The 17,476-nt window shown below is 57.8% G+C and carries 17 protein-coding genes; 10 read left to right on the forward strand and 7 right to left on the reverse strand.

What is annotated here, in order from left to right:
* Positions 1–272: 272 nt before the first annotated feature.
* Positions 273–968, forward strand: a complete 696-nt coding sequence (locus tag HEP89_RS15805) for a hypothetical protein (RefSeq protein ID WP_353622311.1) — start codon at positions 273–275, stop codon at positions 966–968.
* A gap of 424 nt (positions 969–1,392) precedes the next feature.
* On the opposite strand, the gene HEP89_RS15815 is transcribed toward HEP89_RS15805, so the two are convergent.
* From HEP89_RS15815 to HEP89_RS15825, 3 genes are all read right to left on the reverse strand, one after another.
* Entirely contained in the window at positions 1,393–2,829 is a 1,437-nt protein-coding gene (locus HEP89_RS15815; RefSeq protein ID WP_168692474.1) for an NAD-dependent succinate-semialdehyde dehydrogenase, read from the reverse strand.
* Between the two features lie 96 nt (positions 2,830–2,925).
* Positions 2,926–3,891: a LysR substrate-binding domain-containing protein gene (locus tag HEP89_RS15820; RefSeq protein WP_168692475.1), complete on the reverse strand. Its 966-nt coding sequence runs from the start codon at positions 3,889–3,891 to the stop codon at positions 2,926–2,928.
* A 10-nt stretch (positions 3,892–3,901) separates the two neighbouring features.
* Positions 3,902–4,672 (reverse strand): aspartate dehydrogenase, encoded by a 771-nt coding sequence (locus tag HEP89_RS15825; protein ID WP_168692476.1) that lies wholly within the window; start codon positions 4,670–4,672, stop codon positions 3,902–3,904.
* A gap of 143 nt (positions 4,673–4,815) precedes the next feature.
* On the opposite strand from HEP89_RS15825, the gene HEP89_RS15830 reads away from it, so the two are divergent.
* The 5 genes from HEP89_RS15830 (at position 4,816) to HEP89_RS15850 (ending at position 9,330) form a co-directional block, all read left to right on the forward strand.
* A complete protein-coding gene (locus tag HEP89_RS15830) occupies positions 4,816–5,769 on the forward strand; it encodes a dihydrodipicolinate synthase family protein (protein WP_077292280.1) in 954 nt (317 codons plus the stop codon).
* 147 nt (positions 5,770–5,916) lie between these two features.
* The gene (locus HEP89_RS15835) at positions 5,917–6,459 is read left to right on the forward strand and encodes a 3-hydroxyanthranilate 3,4-dioxygenase (protein ID WP_062487951.1); all 543 of its coding nucleotides are present in this window, start codon (positions 5,917–5,919) and stop codon (positions 6,457–6,459) included.
* A gap of 27 nt (positions 6,460–6,486) precedes the next feature.
* A complete protein-coding gene (locus HEP89_RS15840) occupies positions 6,487–7,464 on the forward strand; it encodes a TRAP transporter substrate-binding protein (RefSeq protein WP_077292281.1) in 978 nt (325 codons plus the stop codon).
* A 19-nt stretch (positions 7,465–7,483) separates the two neighbouring features.
* Positions 7,484–8,068 carry a TRAP transporter small permease gene (locus HEP89_RS15845; RefSeq protein WP_209014735.1) on the forward strand — a complete coding sequence of 195 codons (585 nt, stop codon included), beginning with the start codon at positions 7,484–7,486 and terminating at the stop codon, positions 8,066–8,068.
* Positions 8,065–9,330, forward strand: coding sequence for a TRAP transporter large permease (locus HEP89_RS15850; protein ID WP_077292282.1), 1,266 nt, complete (start codon positions 8,065–8,067; stop codon positions 9,328–9,330). Before HEP89_RS15845 ends, HEP89_RS15850 begins: the two co-directional genes overlap by 4 nt.
* A gap of 66 nt (positions 9,331–9,396) precedes the next feature.
* On the opposite strand, the gene HEP89_RS15855 is transcribed toward HEP89_RS15850, so the two are convergent.
* On the reverse strand, positions 9,397–10,275 hold the full coding sequence (locus HEP89_RS15855; protein WP_062487959.1) for a M48 family metalloprotease: 879 nt from the start codon (positions 10,273–10,275) through the stop codon (positions 9,397–9,399).
* A gap of 185 nt (positions 10,276–10,460) precedes the next feature.
* The gene (locus HEP89_RS15860) at positions 10,461–11,219 is read right to left on the reverse strand and encodes a helix-turn-helix domain-containing protein (RefSeq protein ID WP_168692477.1); all 759 of its coding nucleotides are present in this window, start codon (positions 11,217–11,219) and stop codon (positions 10,461–10,463) included.
* 240 nt (positions 11,220–11,459) lie between these two features.
* On the opposite strand from HEP89_RS15860, the gene HEP89_RS15865 reads away from it, so the two are divergent.
* From HEP89_RS15865 to HEP89_RS15880, 4 genes are all read left to right on the forward strand, one after another.
* The gene (locus tag HEP89_RS15865; RefSeq protein ID WP_168692478.1) at positions 11,460–11,729 is read left to right on the forward strand and encodes an autotransporter outer membrane beta-barrel domain-containing protein; all 270 of its coding nucleotides are present in this window, start codon (positions 11,460–11,462) and stop codon (positions 11,727–11,729) included.
* A gap of 193 nt (positions 11,730–11,922) precedes the next feature.
* Positions 11,923–12,786 (forward strand): glycosyltransferase, encoded by an 864-nt coding sequence (locus tag HEP89_RS15870; RefSeq protein ID WP_168692479.1) that lies wholly within the window; start codon positions 11,923–11,925, stop codon positions 12,784–12,786.
* A gap of 62 nt (positions 12,787–12,848) precedes the next feature.
* Positions 12,849–13,976, forward strand: coding sequence for a hypothetical protein (locus tag HEP89_RS15875; protein ID WP_168692480.1), 1,128 nt, complete (start codon positions 12,849–12,851; stop codon positions 13,974–13,976).
* Between the two features lie 5 nt (positions 13,977–13,981).
* Positions 13,982–14,803 (forward strand): hypothetical protein, encoded by an 822-nt coding sequence (locus HEP89_RS15880; RefSeq protein WP_168692481.1) that lies wholly within the window; start codon positions 13,982–13,984, stop codon positions 14,801–14,803.
* Here the strand turns inward: HEP89_RS15880 and HEP89_RS15885 are convergent.
* Together HEP89_RS15885 and HEP89_RS15890 are read right to left on the reverse strand one after the other, a co-directional pair.
* On the reverse strand, positions 14,794–15,243 hold the full coding sequence (locus tag HEP89_RS15885) for a hypothetical protein (RefSeq protein WP_077292288.1): 450 nt from the start codon (positions 15,241–15,243) through the stop codon (positions 14,794–14,796). The two genes, HEP89_RS15880 and HEP89_RS15885, sit on opposite strands and share 10 nt — an antisense overlap.
* A gap of 3 nt (positions 15,244–15,246) precedes the next feature.
* Positions 15,247–17,430, reverse strand: a complete 2,184-nt coding sequence (locus tag HEP89_RS15890) for a glycosyltransferase (protein ID WP_077292289.1) — start codon at positions 17,428–17,430, stop codon at positions 15,247–15,249.
* Between the last annotated feature and the right edge of the window lie 46 nt (positions 17,431–17,476).

Below are 17,476 nucleotides of genomic sequence, written 5' to 3' on the forward strand. Positions count from 1 at the left end.
TCACCCTGCTTCAAAATTGACAGGATCTGGCTTTCCGTAAATCTCGATTTCTTCATGTCGTTCTCCAAGCGTATAAAAGGCCGGAGAAGTCCAATTTTCAACCCAATGGTTTGCGGGGATGATTACCCATTGTTGAACAAAGTGCGCTTCGAGCTACTGACAAAATTCAGCGAGACATCGAAGACGTTCTAGAGCGTGCGGGCTGGTACTACGAAAGACGCAAGAACTACTACCTGAACGTTGGAAGGGCTGCGGAACGGATCGTCAATCCAATGTACGTGGCAGGAGCGGTCACTGCGCTCATCATGAAGAACCCATTTTCAGCTTCACGCCTCCGTTCAAGGTTCATGCGTTCCGACAACAATTACAGTGCCGTGTTCTCCAGCGCTTTTCCGATAGAGGTCTGGCCAGTTCTAGTTTCGATACACAAGGAGGCCGAGGCGGTACTGAATGAGGCAAGAAAATCCTCGTCTCCTAGGGGTGAGCGTTTCTTACGAACGTGGCGCGGCCTGATATCGCTTTTAGCAGTTGCGAAACGATTTGGAACGTTCGCGTTCTCTGCAGCACAGCTCGCGAATATCACGCTCGATGAAAGGTTTCGGGAAGAACTCCTGTATTGTTGGAACTTCTGTGAAAGTAAGTCTAGCGGGCCTAGCAAACCCAGTAGCACGCATATGCGTGACATCTGTGACGAGTTTGCGACGCTTCAAGCCATCTCAAACCCCGAAGTTATCGGACGTCGCAGTCCATCTAACACGCAAGGAAAGCAAAAGCTCGCGGTCTCGTTGTCGAGCGAGTTTTTGGATCAAGTGGATATGCTCTTGCCGCATCAACCTTGGCAGACAGGTGTTCATTACGAGGTTGCAGAGAAGCTCGGCTGCAGGGTCGCTGAGGTATCCGCTGCAATTCAGCAACTGATTTCGTTGGGCCGTCGCAAAAACCAGCGCGATGGAGTTGTGCTGGAATAGTGGACATTCTGGAACTTCATACCCCTCAAAATGTCGAGTATTGCCACATCTATCGGATGTCAGCTTTTGTAATCTACATCACGGCTTCGTTCACCCCGCAGAGAACTACCGCTCCCCGCCCTCAATAGACCTACGCTCGTCCCCTATCTAACGGCACTTTGCAAACCAGTCCGAAATCCTGCGAATGTCTAAAAAAGGGGCTGCAAAGATGACGACTGCTCTTCCCGACTGGCTCACCCATCACTGTGAAGTCGTCGAGACCGGAGACGAGAACTGGCGATTCAAAGGACCTGAAAGCTAAATCACTGCTGGCCCGATGCTGCGTTAGATCGAGTCTACGCAGAATCGGGCCAGTTCTTCAAAGACATGGCATCAATATTCGAAGCCAAAAAGAGGCAACATTCGGTGCCGGTAGAACTTACCGTCAAACGATCGACATGCTGTGAGACACGGTTTTGACGATCATGTAGTTCTCCAGTCCCTCGGTGCCGCCTTCGCGGCCGCTTCCGCTGGACTTCACGCCGCCGAAAGGGGTTTCCGGAAGGGAGGCCTCCAGTGTGTTGATCGACAGGTTGCCAGCTTCCACCTCATCCGTCATCCGATCGATATAGTCGGCCCGGTTGGTGAAGCCGTAAGCGGCAAGACCGTAAGGTACCGAGTTTGCCCGGGCGATCGCTTCGTCGAGAGAGCCGACAGGGTTGATCACCGCCAGGGGACCAAAGGGCTCTTCCTGCATGACCCGGGCATCGTCGGGCACATTGGCAAGCACCGTCGGCTTCAGGAAGTAGCCGGCACCTTTAATAGGCGAGCCGCCCACGCAAAGTTCGGCGCCCTTGGCGCAGGCGTCTTCGATCAGGTCCATGAGCGCGGGTACCCGGCGTTCGTTGGCCAGGGGTCCCATTTCATTGTCCGGAGCCATGCCGTTGCCGACCTTGGTCGCCGCAGCGCGCCCACTGAAGGTTTCCAGGAAGGGCGCGAAAATGCTTTCATGCACAAAGAACCGCGTTGGGGAGGTGCAGACCTGCCCGGCGTTGCGGTACTTGCGGATCGCGCCACTGATTGCGGCTCTTTCAACATCCGTATCCTCGCAGACGATGACCGGTGCATGACCACCCAATTCCATTAACGCGCGCGTGTCGTTTTGCGCGGCCAGCCCCGACAGATGCCGCCCAACGGTAGTGGAACCGGTAAAAGCAACAAGCCGCACCGCTTCCTGCCGGATGAGGTGACCGGAAATCTCGGCAGGTGTCCCGAAGACCAGGTTCAGCACGCCCTTGGGCAGTCCTGCGTCGTGAAATGCGCGGGCGATATGAAGGGCGCCGGCAGGCGTTTCCTCGGCTGCCTTTAGGATGATCGAACAGCCGGCAGCAAGTGCGCCGGCCACCTTGCGCGCTGGCTGGCTCATGGGAAAGTTCCAGGGAGCCAGTCCGAGCGTCACGCCGATCGGCTGGTGATGCACCAGGTAACGCACGCCGGGCGCCGAAGGGATGACACGGCCGTAGCTACGGACGGCTTCTCCGGCGTCCCATTCGAAGAACTCACAGCCCCGAATGACCTCCAGACGCGCCTGAGCCAGCGGTTTGCCGTGTTCGGCGGTGATGGCCCGGGCGATCTCTTCCTGTCGTTCGCGCAACAGGGCCGAAGCCTTCAAAATGATGTCGGCACGCTCGCGCGGGGCCGTGCGGCACCAAACTCGGAACCCGGTTTCCGCCGCTTCAAGCGCATCGTCGAGATCGGAAATGCGCGCATGCGGAAGACGACCGATTTCCTCTTCGGTCGCCGGGTTTACAACCGCCAGATCGTCACGCGTTTTCCGCCACTCTCCGCCGATATAAAGGCGCAGGTCCGGGTAGATGCTCATGTTGTCCTCGCAATCAGTGTGTTGCGGTCAACGTGTCACGCGCCAGCTCCGGCTCTCAAGTGAATTGAACTGATACTGGTATCCGTTTGCCTGATATCAGATTAGGGTCTGACCATATCTCATCTGCGCTGCGGCTTGCCGCAGCGCGGTCAGGAATGCGGCCCCAGCGGGTGACAGGCTCTGCTCGCCGCGGTGCGACACACCCACGGGTCCCGCCCCGAAGGGTACGGTCCAGTCGACCTGCGCGAGGAGCCCTCGATCAATATCGAGCGAGGCGACATGCGCAGGCATCAGCCCGACGAAGTCATGGCTGCGCAGTAGCGAGCGATTGGCCAGATAGGAAACGGACTCGATGGCGACCGACGGCACAAATTGGTCCTGCTTGACGAAATACTGGTCGGTCTGGCGGCGAAGCGTTGTTTCGACCGGCGGCAGGATCCAGCCGAAAGGCGTGAGCTGTTCGAATGTCACCGACCGTGCCGTCGTCAGCGGGTGTTGGGGGCCAACAATTGCCAGAACGCGTTCATCGAAAAACTTCTCCTGGACGATTTTTGCACGGTGCCGCCGGCTGGGAAGACGCCCGACAACCATGTCGATCTCGCCGGACAAAAGAGCCGGCATCAGGACCTCGTTGGTGCCTTCCACGATCTTGATCGCAACCTTCGGACGGTCTTTCAGAAGTGTCTCGATCGCCGCAGGCAGCAGGGCCGGGGACGCGGCAAGCAACGTGCCCACAACAACCCGGCCGCTGTTGCCTTCGTTCAGGTCGTCCAGTTCCTGCGCGGCGTTCGACACCTGCGCAAAGATCAGCTTGCCGTGGCGGATCAGAGTCGCGCCGAAGACCGTAGGCACCACACCGCGATTGGTGCGTTCGAACAGCTTGACCTCGAAGTCGAGTTCCAGATCCTGGATCATCTTGGTGGCGGCAGGTTGCGAAATGCCGAGATCCTGCGCGGCATTCTGGATGCTACCCTGCTGGCCAACAGCAATCAGAAGCCTGAGCTGACGCAGTTTCAGGCGGGTCAGCGCACGGTCGACGATGCGGGTATGCCGGGTAACCAAATGCGATACCTCATATCACGATAGCGGATTGTTGGCGCTCGATGGCGGCAACGACGCTCATCGCCGCAAGGGCGGAGCTGCGCGGATTGTCCGGGAGCGCACGTCCCTCAATGTGGAACGTGAAACTGCCGAATGCTCCGGAGGCCTTAACCTCGTGGATGTTTGCCGCTACGCCGGGATCGGCGATCAACCGAACTTTCGTCGCTTCAAAACCTGCCCCGGCCAGCGCCACGGCGGCGGCGACATTGGCGTTCTTCGGGTAAAGGGTCGCTGCCTGCCGTGCGCTGCCCTCGAAATGTGTAGCTGCCTGGTCGAGCGTGTCCAGGTCCAGCCGGTCTTCTGCCGGCGAACCCTTCCAACTCTGTGGAGGTTTTCGGCCTGTATAGGTAACCTCTGACAGCCCGCCAACCTGCGCAGCCCGCAGGCAGTCGAGAGCTCCTATCGATCCGCTTGCCAGACGAAGCCGGGCACCGCCCCGCTCGGCTGCCGAATTCAATCGGCTGTAAAGATCGGTGTCGGCCAGCGCTCCAAGGGAAACCGTGACGAGGTCGATGCCCCGCTCGAGGATGGCCGGTCCGTGTTCTGCCAGGGCCGCGTGACCCGCGCAATCGATCATCACATCGACATCACCGGGCAATTCGTTCACGTGCAGGACACGCAAGAGGCCGTCGTTGTCCTTGCCGACAGGCGGTTCGGACCTGACAAGTACCGCATGCGTCGCATTCAGACTGGTGCAGACATAGCGCGCGATAGCGCCTTCGCCAATGATCCCGATTTTCATGGTTCCCTTCATGCGGGCTTAGTTATCCGAATTTCAGGGAGGTTTGATATACAATTTTTTGATAGCCATATCCGTGCAATCTGTTGGCGCTTCCGTTTTGTCCCGGGCCTTTATACGGCCGAAGATTAACGGGAGCACACCCAGTGGACTATGCAAAACACGAAGCAAAGGCACATGCCCGCGAGACGATGCGCGGCATCTGGGCGGCTGCTTTGAATCCTTTCGACAAAGACCTGGCATTCGATGAGGCCGGGCTGCGCCGCAACATCCGCCACTGGATCGACGACCTGGGCATCAGAGGCCTTTTCATCGCCGGCAAGCAAGGCGAGTTCTGGTCGATGTCGCTGGAAGAGCGCAAGCACAATATGAGCGTTGCGGTGGACGAATGCGCCGGCAAGGCCGGAACAATCATGTCGATCTCCGACCAGAACGTCGGCACTGTGCTGGAGCTTGGGCGTCATGCCGAAGCTTGCGGTGCCGATTACGTTGTGGTTCACGCGCCGATGCTCAGCTTCTGCCACGACCGGGGCGAGGTTCTGTACAATTACTACAAGTATCTGTGCGACAGGCTCGATATCGGCATCGCCATGTGGAGCCACCCTGACAGCGGCTACCTGATGGAGCCTGAAACCTGCGCGCGGATCGCCGAACTGCCCAATATCATGGCAATTAAATATTCCGTCCCGCGTGAGATGTATGCACGACTGACCCGGATGGTCGGCGACAGGATACTGGTTTCGACATCCGCTGAAGAAGACTGGCTCGACAATATCGAGGAGCTGGGATGGCAGCTTTACCTCTGCTCGTCTCCCCCCTACCAGATCCAGACCCGGAACGACCGCCGGATGCACGAATACACCGAACTAGCCTTTGCCGGAAAATTCGACGCGGCCCGGCGGGTCCGCGACAGCCTGGCGCCGGTGCGCGAGGCAATCCGCAAGACGAAGCCAGGTGGCAAACCAACTGCGCACGGCAAATACTGGCAAGAGCTTCTCGGCCAGGTCGGCGGCCGGGTCCGCCATCCCATGCTGGAACTGACGGAGACAGAAAAGGCCTCGGTCTGCGCCGCGTTCGAGGATTGTGGCCTGCATCTGTGATGCGGCCAGCGGCCGGAAAGTCGGTCAGGTTCAGGGCGTCCGGGTATCACGAATCCGGATATCCAATTTCCCGGAAACAAATGTTTCTTTGCTTCAATGTCACCTAGGCTGAGCCATGCCGAGGTGAGGTTTATTCGAGAGGTGGCTATGTCCAGATTGAGTGCATTCAACTTCAAGCAATGGATCGACGAGCATCGCCATCTGCTGAAACCGCCAGTTGGAAACCAGCAGATCTGGGAAAATGCAGACCTGATGGTGACCGTCGTCGGCGGACCCAACAAGCGCACTGACTATCACGACGATCCAGTGGAAGAGTTCTTCTATCAGCTCGAAGGCGACATGGTGCTGAAGATCTACGATGGCAAGGAATTCTACGATGTGCCGATCCGCGAAGGCGAGATCTTCCTGTTGCCACCGCACGTTCGCCATTCACCGCAAAGGCCACAGGAAGGTTCGATTGGCCTCGTGGTCGAGCCCAAACGCCAAACCGGAGAGCTCGACGCCATCGAATGGTATTGCTTCGACTGCGGAACGCGCGTGCATCGCGCAGAGATGCAGCTGGAATCGATCGTGAGAGACCTGCCTCCGGTTTACGAGAGTTTTTATGCGTCCGAGGAAGCACGCACGTGCCCGAACTGCGGAACGGTGCATCCGGGTAAGGAACCGCCCGAGGGCTGGGTGCAGCTCTGAGCGTTCTCAGTGTAAAGGGAGGAAAACATGAAACTTATCGCCAAGATGCTTGCAGGTGCCGCGATCGCGTCGGCCTTTGTTATGCCCGCCACTGCAAAAGACTTCCGCATCGGCCTGATAACACCGCCGCCGCATATCTGGACCAAGGCCGCTGAAGCCTTCGGCGCGGAACTGGCGGAGAAAAGCGGCGGAACCCACAGTCTGACGGTCTTTCCAGCCCGTCAGCTTGGAAACGAGGCGGAGATGCTGCAGCAGTTGCAGACCGGTGCTCTCGACATGGCCTTTATGACCGTGGCCGAAGTCTCCAATCGCGCGCCGGACCTAGGGGCATTCTATGCGCCTTATCTGGCAAACGACGTGGCTCATGCCGGGCGCATCCTGCGATCGGATACGGCAAGGAGTCTGCTTGACCAGCTTCCCGCCACCGTTGGCGTGGTCGGGACCGGTTACGGCATGGCCGGTCTGCGCCAGATTGTCAGTCGGGGCAAAGTGACCTCCGCGGCCGATCTTGCTGGGCTAAAACTCCGGATCACACCGTTCGAACCGATACTCGATTTCTACAATGCCTTGGGCGCGGCGCCGACGCCCATGCCGCTGCCTTCGGTCTATGATGCGCTCGCCAATGGTCAGGTGGACGCGATCGATATGGACGCGGAACTGATCTGGGTCCTGAAATACTACGAGAATGCCGACACAATCGTGCAATCGGATCACATGATGTTCCCGATGGTCGGTCTTGTTTCGGCCAAGGTCTGGGCAGGTCTGCCGGAAGATGACCGGGCGCTGATCGGGCAGCTCATGTCGCAGCACGTGGACAGCACCATCGACAGTTACATCGGCAAGGAACAAGGGTGGCTGGACCAGATCGCTGGTACCGGCAAGACCTACACCAAGGTTGGTCCGGAGTTTTTCGGCGATGCGGTGGACCAGTGGAATGCAATCTGGGTCGAAAAATCCTCTGCACTGAATGACCTGCGTACCGTTTCTGCGGAAACGGCGAACTGACCTGTTCGAACAGGAAACCGTGGCGCGCGAGATCCCGTGCCGCGGTTTCTTATTGGAGGGCTTCATGTTGATGCGTATCTCGTCGGTCTGGGCGCGGATTGAAATTGCCCTTGCCGCATGTCTGGCCGTTTCCGTGACGCTGCTCATCCTTCTCAATGTTGTTACCCGCAGCCTCGGCTCGGCCCTGTACTGGGTCGATGAGCTGGCGATCTACGCGATGGCATGGATGACCTTCCTGGGCGCTTCGGCTGCGATCCATTTCGGCCATTCCGTTGCCATCACCGTTCTGACCGACGCTTTACCGGCCGGAGCCAGGCGGGTCGTGGCAATCCTTGTCGATGTCATCGTTCTGGTGTTCGCGCTTTTCATGCTCTGGTTCTGCTGGCGCTGGTTCGGCCTTTATATGCTGGGGCAGCAAGGGTTTGATGTGCTGGCCTTTCAGGCAAAAACCTTCAATTTCATCTATGCAGAACCGACGACCACCCTTGGTATTGGCAAGGTGTGGGTCTGGAGCGTGATGTGGCTGTTTGCCTTCGGCGCGACACTCCACGGCCTGGCCAATTTGTTCTCCCGCCCTGGAGCTGTAACGGAACCTGCGCAATGACGCCGCTCATCTTCATCGTCAATCTGCTACTCGCGGTTCCGGTCGCCCTGGTCCTTGCGCTGACGGCGATCTGGTACATCTGGGAATCCGGTAACACCATTCTTTACGACAGCTTCGCTCAGAAGATGTTCTCAGGAATTGAGAACTACGGGCTTCTCGCCATCCCGCTTTTCATGCTGACCGGCGAAATGATGAACGAAGGCGGTATGACGCGGCGCCTGATCAATGCAGCCCGGATCTTTGTCGGCGGTTTTCGCGGTGGGCTTGCCTATATCAACCTGCTGGCCAACATGTTCATGGCAGCGATCATCGGTTCGGCCACTGCACAGATCGCGGTGATGGCGCGCGCCATGACGCCGGAAATGGAAAAAGAGGGCTACGACAAGGGTTTTGCCGCAGCCACCACGGCGGCAGGCGGTCTGCTTGCCCCCGTCATTCCGCCGTCGATGATGTTCGTAATCTTCGGCGTTCTGGCACAGATCCCCATCGGCGACATGTTTCTGGCAGGTGTCGTGCCGGGACTGATGCTGGCGGTTTCCTTCGCGTTGGTTATCGCGGCAGTCGGTTTCCTGCGTGGCTTTCCAAGAGGAGCCTGGTACACGGGCCGCGAGGCCGTATCCGCTCTGCTCTTTTGTCTGCCGGCAGCCCTCATTCCGCTTGCGATTATTGGCGGCATTCTTTTCGGCATTGCGACACCTACGGAATCCGCGGCCATTGCCTCACTCATTGCGTTTTTGGTCGGCTGGCTCGTCTACCGCGAATTGAAGCCGTCCACTCTCTTTGCAATGTTCAGGCGTACCGCGGTCAGTGCCTCGATGATCATTTTCATGATCGCCGCCGCCAACGTGTTCGGTTGGGTGATTATCTACGAAGCACTGCCGCAGAAACTTGCCAGCCTTATTACTTCGCTCACTGCCGATCCGTTTGTGTTCCTATTGATCGTCAACGTGGTCCTGCTAGGCGTTGGCATGGTGATCGACGGCATCGCCGCGGTTATTCTGATTACCCCGATCCTGCTGCCCATTGCGATGAACAACTATGAGATCAGCCCTTACCAGTTCGGTGTCGTGATCTGCCTGAACCTCGTCCTCGGGCTGCTGACGCCTCCTGTTGGTGTGGGCCTATATATTGCATCGACGATGAGTGGCACCTCACCGGGTCGTATCCTGCGCGCACTCTGGCCATTCCTGCTGGCGGTCGCGGTGGTTTTGATCCTACTCAGCCGCTTTCCATCGCTCTCCACCATGCTCATCCAGACATGAGCCTGATGGGGCTTTGGTCCTTCGGGCTGTAGCCGCGTCACGTGAGAGCTGACTGGTTGCGCATCTTCAGGACACCCGTTTTGAGACCTCTTCATGGCGAAGTTCCGCCGGAGGGTGGGAACGCATTAGCCACGTACTGAATGTGTCGTTCTTTCTTTCGCCCAATTCCGAGAAGTCATCCAGGATCTCAGAAATCCCAACGCCATCCATAAGCCGGGCCGCAAAGCGGTCGGCTTCGTATTCGGTTAGCCTGGATACCGAGCTGTTGAGCATTTGGGCAGCGTTGGCCGGAATGCGCAAAATCGCCGTGATGGCGGTGAAGAGGAACCCGATGAAAGGAATTCGGTTGAGCGTGCCGTTTGCCAAACCAATACCAAGGTTGACCGGCAGATTGAGATAATGGAGGAACATCAGGATCCGGGTATCCCAATTACACAGGTGTCCAATTTCGTGAGCGGCTATTCCGGCAAGGCGCTCGATGCCAGATGGTGTGTCTCCGTATTTCAGCAGCAGCCCCTTCGTAAAGCAGATCCGATTATGGGCGTAGGCAAAGGCATTGAGTTCACCGCAATCCTGTACTCGCCAAACGATCCTGGGAAATTTGATCTCGGAGACAGACGATCTTTCCTGCAGGACTGCCTCAACTTTGCTGATCAGGTCCATTTCCCTTTGAGAAGGGCGCCTTGTAGCGAAGGTGATATCGAAAGCGCCTGCACCGACTGACGGTACTTTGGCAACAAAGACTGCCGGCAGAAGCGCTAGTCCAAGCGCCAGGACAAAAACCTGCCAGTCCTGAAGAGGGATGTCGCCAACTAAGATCGAGTACGGCAACGACAGTATGTTGAAAGAGAGCATAACCAGGCAGAATGCCGAGGCTGCTGCGGCGATCAGAGCGACGGAACGGACTAGTTCAATAGCTGCAATCCTTGTGATGATTTTTAACATGAGTATTCCGGACTTATGAAAACGAACTGCTACTTTTAAGTGCATTTTTCAACAATTCACCAAAAAGAAGAAGGCTGAGCAATTCGAGTTCCCGCCTGCCTGCGCCAAGTTGCAGAAACTTGCGACCCTTGCGAGGTTTTGTGCCCCAACGAAATGGCGCCTTGCGCTTGTTGGATCTGCCAAAGTCATGCCGCGTCGAGGTACGCTGAGTGTGAAACCGATTGGTGCGCGATTGCCGGCAGTCTGTTCAGAAAATAGGAAAGGCAATCCTGCTCCTTGTCTGAGCCATCTTCCGGTGGCCATCTGCCTGGAAGCTGATATCCGGATGATCCGTTGACGCTGGTTGCGAGTTTGAACCGCGCCAGGTCCGGCAGGGTCTTTTCGGCGAGCCAGGCGTTCCACTCATCGACCTGCCGGGTCTGAGCCGTTGGCAGGACGACGACGGGAATGGAGCGGCGTATGACGGCCTTCGCGTGCGGCTCGCGCGCGTTAGGTTTTTTATTTTTTTCTTTCTCTAAGTTTGGTGGACAGATTTGACCACCTTTGCCAGACACATCTGACCGCCTTCCGGGACAGATTTGTCTGCCTTCGGAAGATGTAAGGGGGACAGATTTGTCCGTCTTTTCTCGAAGCTCGCAGGCCTTTAAGATCGAGGCGTCGGTAGGGCAATACTCCGTATTGTGCCCGACGCCATTCCCGCGTTGAACGCAAAGCCATTCACCGATTTCCAGATCTCGGATGGCGCGTTGGATGGACTTGATACTCTTGCCGGTTGCTTCGGCAATGGTCTTGTAGGACGGCCACGCCTTCTCGGTGTGGCCGTTCACATGTGCGGTCACGATATAGAGCGCGACGCACTTCGCATTGTCGTTGATATTGGCATCACAGCTCAGCAGTCTCAGCCACTGAAGCTTCACTTCCCGGAATGGACGGCGCTCGCTCATGCGTGCCTCCAGAGACCTGCCTGGAAAGCAATTTCGAGTGAGGCAAAGCAGCAAAAAGGTGGGACAACGGCCATTGTAAGCCATTGAAATCCTTCAGGTAGGTGTTTTGTCCCACCTTCTGCTAAGCTATTGACTTTCTTCAGTTTGGCTAGGCCCTCCGGGCCCACCATTTTTTTTCTCCCACTCGCATTTGCCGGCCGAAGAAAGCTGGTCCTCTTCTGCTGATGTGCAGTCCCGGAATTGCTCAATCGCCGGCGTCTGCCTGGCGCTGTTGCGGCATTGGGGTGGACCGGCAGCTCGCCATTCACGATGACCGGAGCCGCGCTGGACCAGGATGTGGCGCTTGTCGATGCGGGGCTGAATTTCGGTGTGACTGACAACCTCAACATCACTGCCGACTACACCGGCTCCTTCGGTGAGCGCCTGCAGGACCACACTTTTGCTGCGAAACTCAGGGCAAGGTTCAAAGGAGGCAGGCATGGGTTTATGCAGTCTTGTCGATCCCGTTAGAAATGGCTGACGGGAACGAAAGATGCCCCGCGATGCTGGACGAGGCCATGTTAGGCGCTTAGCTTTATTCGGACGGCCTGAGGGAGCCCCACGTGGGCCACATCGTCGATCGAGTCAGCCACGTGCTGCAACGATGAACGGATGTGTACACACTCGACGGGCTTCATGATCGGGCATGAACGGGAACGTGAGTTTGGCTTCCTACACGCAGGCAACAGGGCATTTCGAGAACGGCGAATTTGCAAAGGCGCAGCATGCCGTTTCCGCCTGCCTGCAGGAGATCTACGCGAATATTCATCGCTTCGTCCTGACAGAAAACCTTCAAAACATATATGGCACGAAGGTTTCGGTGATTGTCGTTTCCCATCGGAGCGGCCTTGAGGCCTGCGAGGTTGGCCGGGGCATCGAAGATTTCATCCGCCGTCCGGACGTTGAATTGATTTTCGCCGGCAATGGGCCCGGAGCCGCTGAAGAGGCATCCGGCCGGTATGCGGACAAGGCGCGGGTGTTCGGCTTGCCGGAGAATATCGGCTGTTCGGCGGCGCGAAACGTCGGTGCCTACGTCGCGCGGGGGAGCTGCCTTCTGTTTCTGGACGATGATGCATCGACGGGCGTTGCAGATCTTGATCTGCTTGCCGGCACCTGTATCGAGCGCGGGGCCAAGGCTGTGCGCGGACGCATTGCGCCGAAGTCCGGTGCCGGATTGACGGGTAACCACTACAATCTCGGTGACAGTCTGAAACCGGCACCGCCCACAACGGAGGGGTTTTCCGCCTGGCAGGCGTCAGCCTTCGAAAAATACGGCGGATTTGATCCGCTTCTGGCAGGCCACGAAGGCATGGATCTTTGTTGCCGGATGCTGGGTGAGACGGATGCGGAGCAGTTCCTGTATCAGCCCGGCGCAGTGATGCGTCACGACTATGCCGGAGACGACCGGCAGCGGTTGCAGAAGGTGGAGAAGCTTCAGCTTTCGGACAGGTATCTTGCGTTCAAGGGGATCGACAAGGACCGGGTTGCCGTCGCCTTCAAGGAGGTTGAGAAGGCGGATGCTGTCTGACACGTCAACGAATGCACCGTTCTCACGCGGGAACGCGATCAAGGCCTTTCAGGGCAAACTGCATGGATAGGCCTGACGACACCTGGCTGAGCCAGCGCTTCTGTTCCAATCCGTTCGAGCGGATCGAAACCCAGCCGAACCAGGACATTCACTTCTGTCCCGCAGCCTGGCAACCGGCTGCAATCGGCAGTCTGTCTGACGATCCTGAAACCGCCTGGAACTCGCCCAAGGCCCAGGAAATACGGCGATCGATTCTTGAGGGTGACTTCTCGCATTGCTGCCGTCTGGAATGCTCGCGTATCACAGGGCGTGATCTTCCGGCGCGCGAGGAGATCCTCTCGGAAATAGACCCGTCTCCTGCGGTGGCCTACTATCGGGAGATCATCAAGACTGGCAGGATCCGACTGGACAAGCCTCCAGCGTGCGCCAGCCTCGGTCACGACTTGAGCAGCAACACCGCCTGTCCTTCGCGAGGGACAAAACCGGTTCAACTGAAAAAATACGATGCCGACCGGCTCGACTGGATCTTCAACGAACCGTACGCGCGCTTTCTGTCCAAAGCCGACAGAATAACCATCGGCCGTGAAGGCGAACCTTTTGCCAGCCGGCATTTCCTGAACTTTCTGAAGACCTATTGCGCGGAGATAGAGCCGAGAAAGGCGCTGGACCTCCACACCAATGGCCTGCTGCTGACGGAAGCTGTCTGGAACCGGCTCGATCTTTGGGGGCATGTCGGCAGCGTTCATGTGTCTGTCGATGCCGCGACCCCGGAAACCTATAATGAACTGCGGCCAGGCAGGCAGTTGGTTCAGCTCCTGCCCAATCTGTCTTTTCTCGGTCATTTGCGCAGGCTGAAAGCGATAGACATCTTCCAAATGGAGTTTGTCGTCCGACAGGAAAACTACACAGAGATGCCGGACTTTGTCCGTCTTGCGCGCCGGGTCGGGGCAACAGGTGTTCTGTTCCAACGGGTTCGCGATCAGCAGGTTCGGGAGGAAGGTGGAGGTCCTGCGGTCGACGTTGCGGACCCTCGCCATTCTGATCATGAAGCGTTGCAGTTGATCCTCGAAGACCCGGTTCTGAACGCGCAGGACGTCGAATTGGTTGATCTTAAACTTGCCCCTCGGCACAGGGACGTTTCCGGGGCAGCGTTCTCAGACGCAACGCCTGATCAGGTTCGGCAAGGCTGAAGTCCATGGTGCATCATCTCATCCTGCTTTCATCGGGAAGAAGCGGCACGCATCTGCACCAGACCATGATGCGGAACGGACTTGAAAAGGCTGTCGTTCTTGGCGAGCTGTTCAACCCGTCGTCTCCGTTTGGTCTTGAAGCCCAGACGCCGGACTTCATCGCAATGCTGGAAGAAGAAAGCGGCATTGAAGTCGACCCGGGCAAGGCGAGAGCGCTGGCCAACTTTTTCAGGGACGATCCGGTCTTCATGCTGAGTGCCCTCACCAGGGTTTGCGACCGCCTTGGGCATGACTATCTGTGCTATTCGATCCTGCCGAAGCAATTGGCCGGCAGGTCGATCGAAGACATTCTGTTCCGGTTTGACTGCTCCTGCACCTTTCTCACAAGGCAGAGGTTTGCCAGATATGTCTCTCTCGTAAAGGCACGGCGGCTCGGGGCCTGGAAGTGGGTCGATACCACGTCCCTGAAACCGGAAATAACGATGGAAGGGTTCCTGGAAGACGCCAGAGCCACTGACGACTGGTTTCAGTTCCTGTCGGAAAGGGCGCTGACTGCGGGGCTGGACGTTCGACACCTTTCCTATGGCGCTGATCTCAACCAACCGGCCCGGACCGCGTTTTACAGCCTGCAGCGGAAGTATGAAGGCATCTGCGAGCTGTCCGCCTTCGATTTCAGCCTGATCCCGGATTTCAAGCAGGAACGGGAGGCCGATCCTTTCCGGTCGATTGGCAACGGCGAGCATATGCGGGACGCTCTTCATCAAGCTTCCTTGCTCGATTATGCCTTTGCCGAGCCCGCCGTCTTTTCAGCGGATGGTTATGTCTGATCCCCGCTCGGCAGCGATTGAACATAGCCTTCCGGCGACGTACCGATGGTGAACTCGAAATCCGGCGACCAGCTCTCCCGGATGCGGGCTATCCGGCGTTCGAGATAGAGGTCCCAGTTGGCCGAGGCACCACATCGGGGAAGATCCGAAGACATCGGCAGGGTTTCGAAAAAGAGGCCTCTGCTTCTGAGTGCGGAGAAGTACCTGGGCGGGCACACGACGACGATCGTTTCGAACTCCGCGAGCTTCTCCAACTGGTCTTTCAGCGCGCTGGACAGGTGATCGCCTGCCTCATCGAGCGCCCAGACAAGCGCGACTGTTCCTTGTCTGCGGTGTTCCGACAAAAGGGCTGCGCTGTGCTTGGTGTTGGTTTCAAGTTTCCGGATGCTGCCGAGGGCAACCCGTAGTCCGATCTTGCGAAGGCTGCGTTTGAAAGACACGGTTCAACGCTCCTCCAGGGGATTTGCGGGAAGCTGAGCGACCGCCTGCAACAGATGTGCAGTCTGCTGCGCACCGTTCCACCAGCCGGACTTTCTGAGGCACGACCGAGCCAGCGATTGGCGGAAATCGGGATCGAGCATCTGCACAAGATGGTCTCCGATTGCGTATGGATCCTCGGCAGGTGAGGTGAGGTTCCACCCTGCGCGCGCGCCATATTCCGCGCGGGCTTCTTGCACATCCATGATCGGGTTGCTGTTCGGAATGAAGATCGACGGCAGCGCGGCGGCAATGTTTTCGTGAAAGGTATTGTATCCGGCCGCGCAGACGGCAAAGTCGAAGGCTTTCAGATACTGCCCGAGCGGATAGACCTTCCGCATCACCAGGCGCTCATGGAAATCCGCGTACTCCTCGAAATGAAGCGGGGACCTGACGTCGACCGCGATCACCTGCGGATGCCTGTCCAGAAACTCCAGCAGACGTGCCCGGGGAAGGGACATGTCGAAATTTGCTTCCGAGCCAAGTTGCACGAGACAAAGGATCGCGTCGTCCGGCAGGTTCAGCGCCCGTCTTGCGGTGGTTCTGTCAAAGAGCTGATCTCTTGGCGTCATCAACACCGGGTCGACCCGGGTGACGCTGTTGGGGTTGGGGCGTGAATAGCCTTCGTCCAGAGGCGCGCAGAGTTCCCCGGGTTCGATGATTGCGTCGAAGAAGCCTTCCCGGGAGATGCTGTTGGGCTGGGGCGTGCGCCAGAGGCCGCGCCGGATCCAGACGCTGGTGGCGCGGCCGTAGCTTTCAACCGCGTCCACGAAACCTGCGTACGGCAAGTTGCCGTCAAACAGTGTGAGGCAAGGCTTGTAGTGGCTGAGCGCCTCGCGCAATTCCTGAAAGAAATAGCTGTTCCAGGCTTTGAAATCCAATTCCAGTCTCTGCCGGAAAGGCCGGAATTCGGCGAGATATCCCATGGACCTTGCAATTTCGATTGCTTCGGAAAGCGAGAAGAAAACGACATTCGCACTCGGGCCGATCGCCCTGGCGATGGCAAGCTGCCGGGAGAGATGCCCGAGGCCGACGCCGTTGGAAGTGATCGTAAGCACGACCGGGGCAGGGGCGGGTCTGCGTGTTTTCGGGGCAGGCAGGGCGGCGACAGAGGGGGCGGCGATTTTTTCGAATTTCGCGGTGAACTGGTCCAGGCCAAACCGCTCCTCCACAAACGTGCGTGCCTTTCGGGAGGTCGTTTCATAAAGCTGAGGATCCGTACGAAGCTGCTCATAGACCAGTGGTGCTTCGTCCGGCTCGGCATAAAGGCAGGCATCGGAAAAACTGGTTTCCATATAGCGCGGAACGACGCAGGGCAGTCCGGTGGCAAGGGCTTCGAGCACACAATATCCGAACGCCTCGATCAGCGCTTTGGAATGGAAATAGCTGTAGATGTCGAGCCCTTGAAGAAATCCGGAAATCGGTCCCTTCGAGAAGGGCAGAACCTGCCAGTTGGACGGCAGGTCTTCGAACTGGTCCACGAAGCTCTGCGGCACGCCCATCATGCGGAAGGCAAAGTCAGTGGATTGCGGATAGCAGGTCGTGGCGACCGATAGAGACGGCCATTTGTCGGCGCTGGGGCGACTGTGGCGGCCGATGACCAGAGGGGATTTCGGTTCCCGGGATTGTTTCTCCGGATAGTCGGCCAGATCGATCAGATTGGCCCAGCTGCCCTGGTGAACGGCGTGGGACAGGCCGTTCACCACAAGGTCTTCGCGCACGATCTCGCTCACCGGCAGGAGTTTGAGCGAGTGGCCATACCAGTCGGAGATGAGCGCCGACCAGTGATCTGCCGGAAAGGCACGTTGTCCGTCGCGGTTTCGTATCGTCTGGTGCACGACAAGGTAACAGGCATCCGCATCGAAACGGGTTCGGCATTGCACCCGTTTGTCCAGCAAGGTCGGGTGATACAAAAGCGCGACCCTGGACCGCGGTCTTTCGTTCTGCGGAACAATGACGGTGCCGGTAGCCCTGATCTCGGCGAGTACGGATGCGTTCAAGGTCCGGTTTCGGGAAAAAAAGGGGGAACACAGCGGTATGATACCGGCTTTCAACCCGGCTTGCTTGCAGGCGCGAAGATCATATTTGAGCGATGTGGACGTCCCGCCGGGAAAGCGCAGGTCGGCCAGGTATAGGACGTCAAATTCCATGTGCCGGTCGGCCCCCCAGGAAATCCATCAAACGATCTTGCCGGAA

Origin of the sequence: Labrenzia sp. 5N, from assembly GCF_012395805.1 — a bacterium.
In the GTDB taxonomy this organism is placed as follows: Bacteria; Pseudomonadota; Alphaproteobacteria; order Rhizobiales; family Stappiaceae; genus Roseibium; species Roseibium algicola.

What these genes read in the sequence shown, in the direction of transcription:
- HEP89_RS15825 (WP_168692476.1), bottom strand. Translation starts at nt 4,672, where the DNA reads ATGAAAATCGGGATCATTGGCGAAGGCGCTATCGCGCGCTATGTCTGC.
- HEP89_RS15850 (WP_077292282.1), top strand. Translation starts at nt 8,065, where the DNA reads ATGACGCCGCTCATCTTCATCGTCAATCTGCTACTCGCGGTTCCGGTC.
- HEP89_RS15835 (WP_062487951.1), top strand. Translation starts at nt 5,917, where the DNA reads ATGTCCAGATTGAGTGCATTCAACTTCAAGCAATGGATCGACGAGCAT.
- HEP89_RS15840 (WP_077292281.1), top strand. Translation starts at nt 6,487, where the DNA reads ATGAAACTTATCGCCAAGATGCTTGCAGGTGCCGCGATCGCGTCGGCC.
- HEP89_RS15875 (WP_168692480.1), top strand. Translation starts at nt 12,849, where the DNA reads ATGGATAGGCCTGACGACACCTGGCTGAGCCAGCGCTTCTGTTCCAAT.
- HEP89_RS15855 (WP_062487959.1), bottom strand. Translation starts at nt 10,275, where the DNA reads ATGTTAAAAATCATCACAAGGATTGCAGCTATTGAACTAGTCCGTTCC.
- HEP89_RS15890 (WP_077292289.1), bottom strand. Translation starts at nt 17,430, where the DNA reads ATGGAATTTGACGTCCTATACCTGGCCGACCTGCGCTTTCCCGGCGGG.
- HEP89_RS15880 (WP_168692481.1), top strand. Translation starts at nt 13,982, where the DNA reads ATGGTGCATCATCTCATCCTGCTTTCATCGGGAAGAAGCGGCACGCAT.
- HEP89_RS15860 (WP_168692477.1), bottom strand. Translation starts at nt 11,219, where the DNA reads ATGAGCGAGCGCCGTCCATTCCGGGAAGTGAAGCTTCAGTGGCTGAGA.
- HEP89_RS15805 (WP_353622311.1), top strand. Translation starts at nt 273, where the DNA reads ATGTACGTGGCAGGAGCGGTCACTGCGCTCATCATGAAGAACCCATTT.
- HEP89_RS15815 (WP_168692474.1), bottom strand. Translation starts at nt 2,829, where the DNA reads ATGAGCATCTACCCGGACCTGCGCCTTTATATCGGCGGAGAGTGGCGG.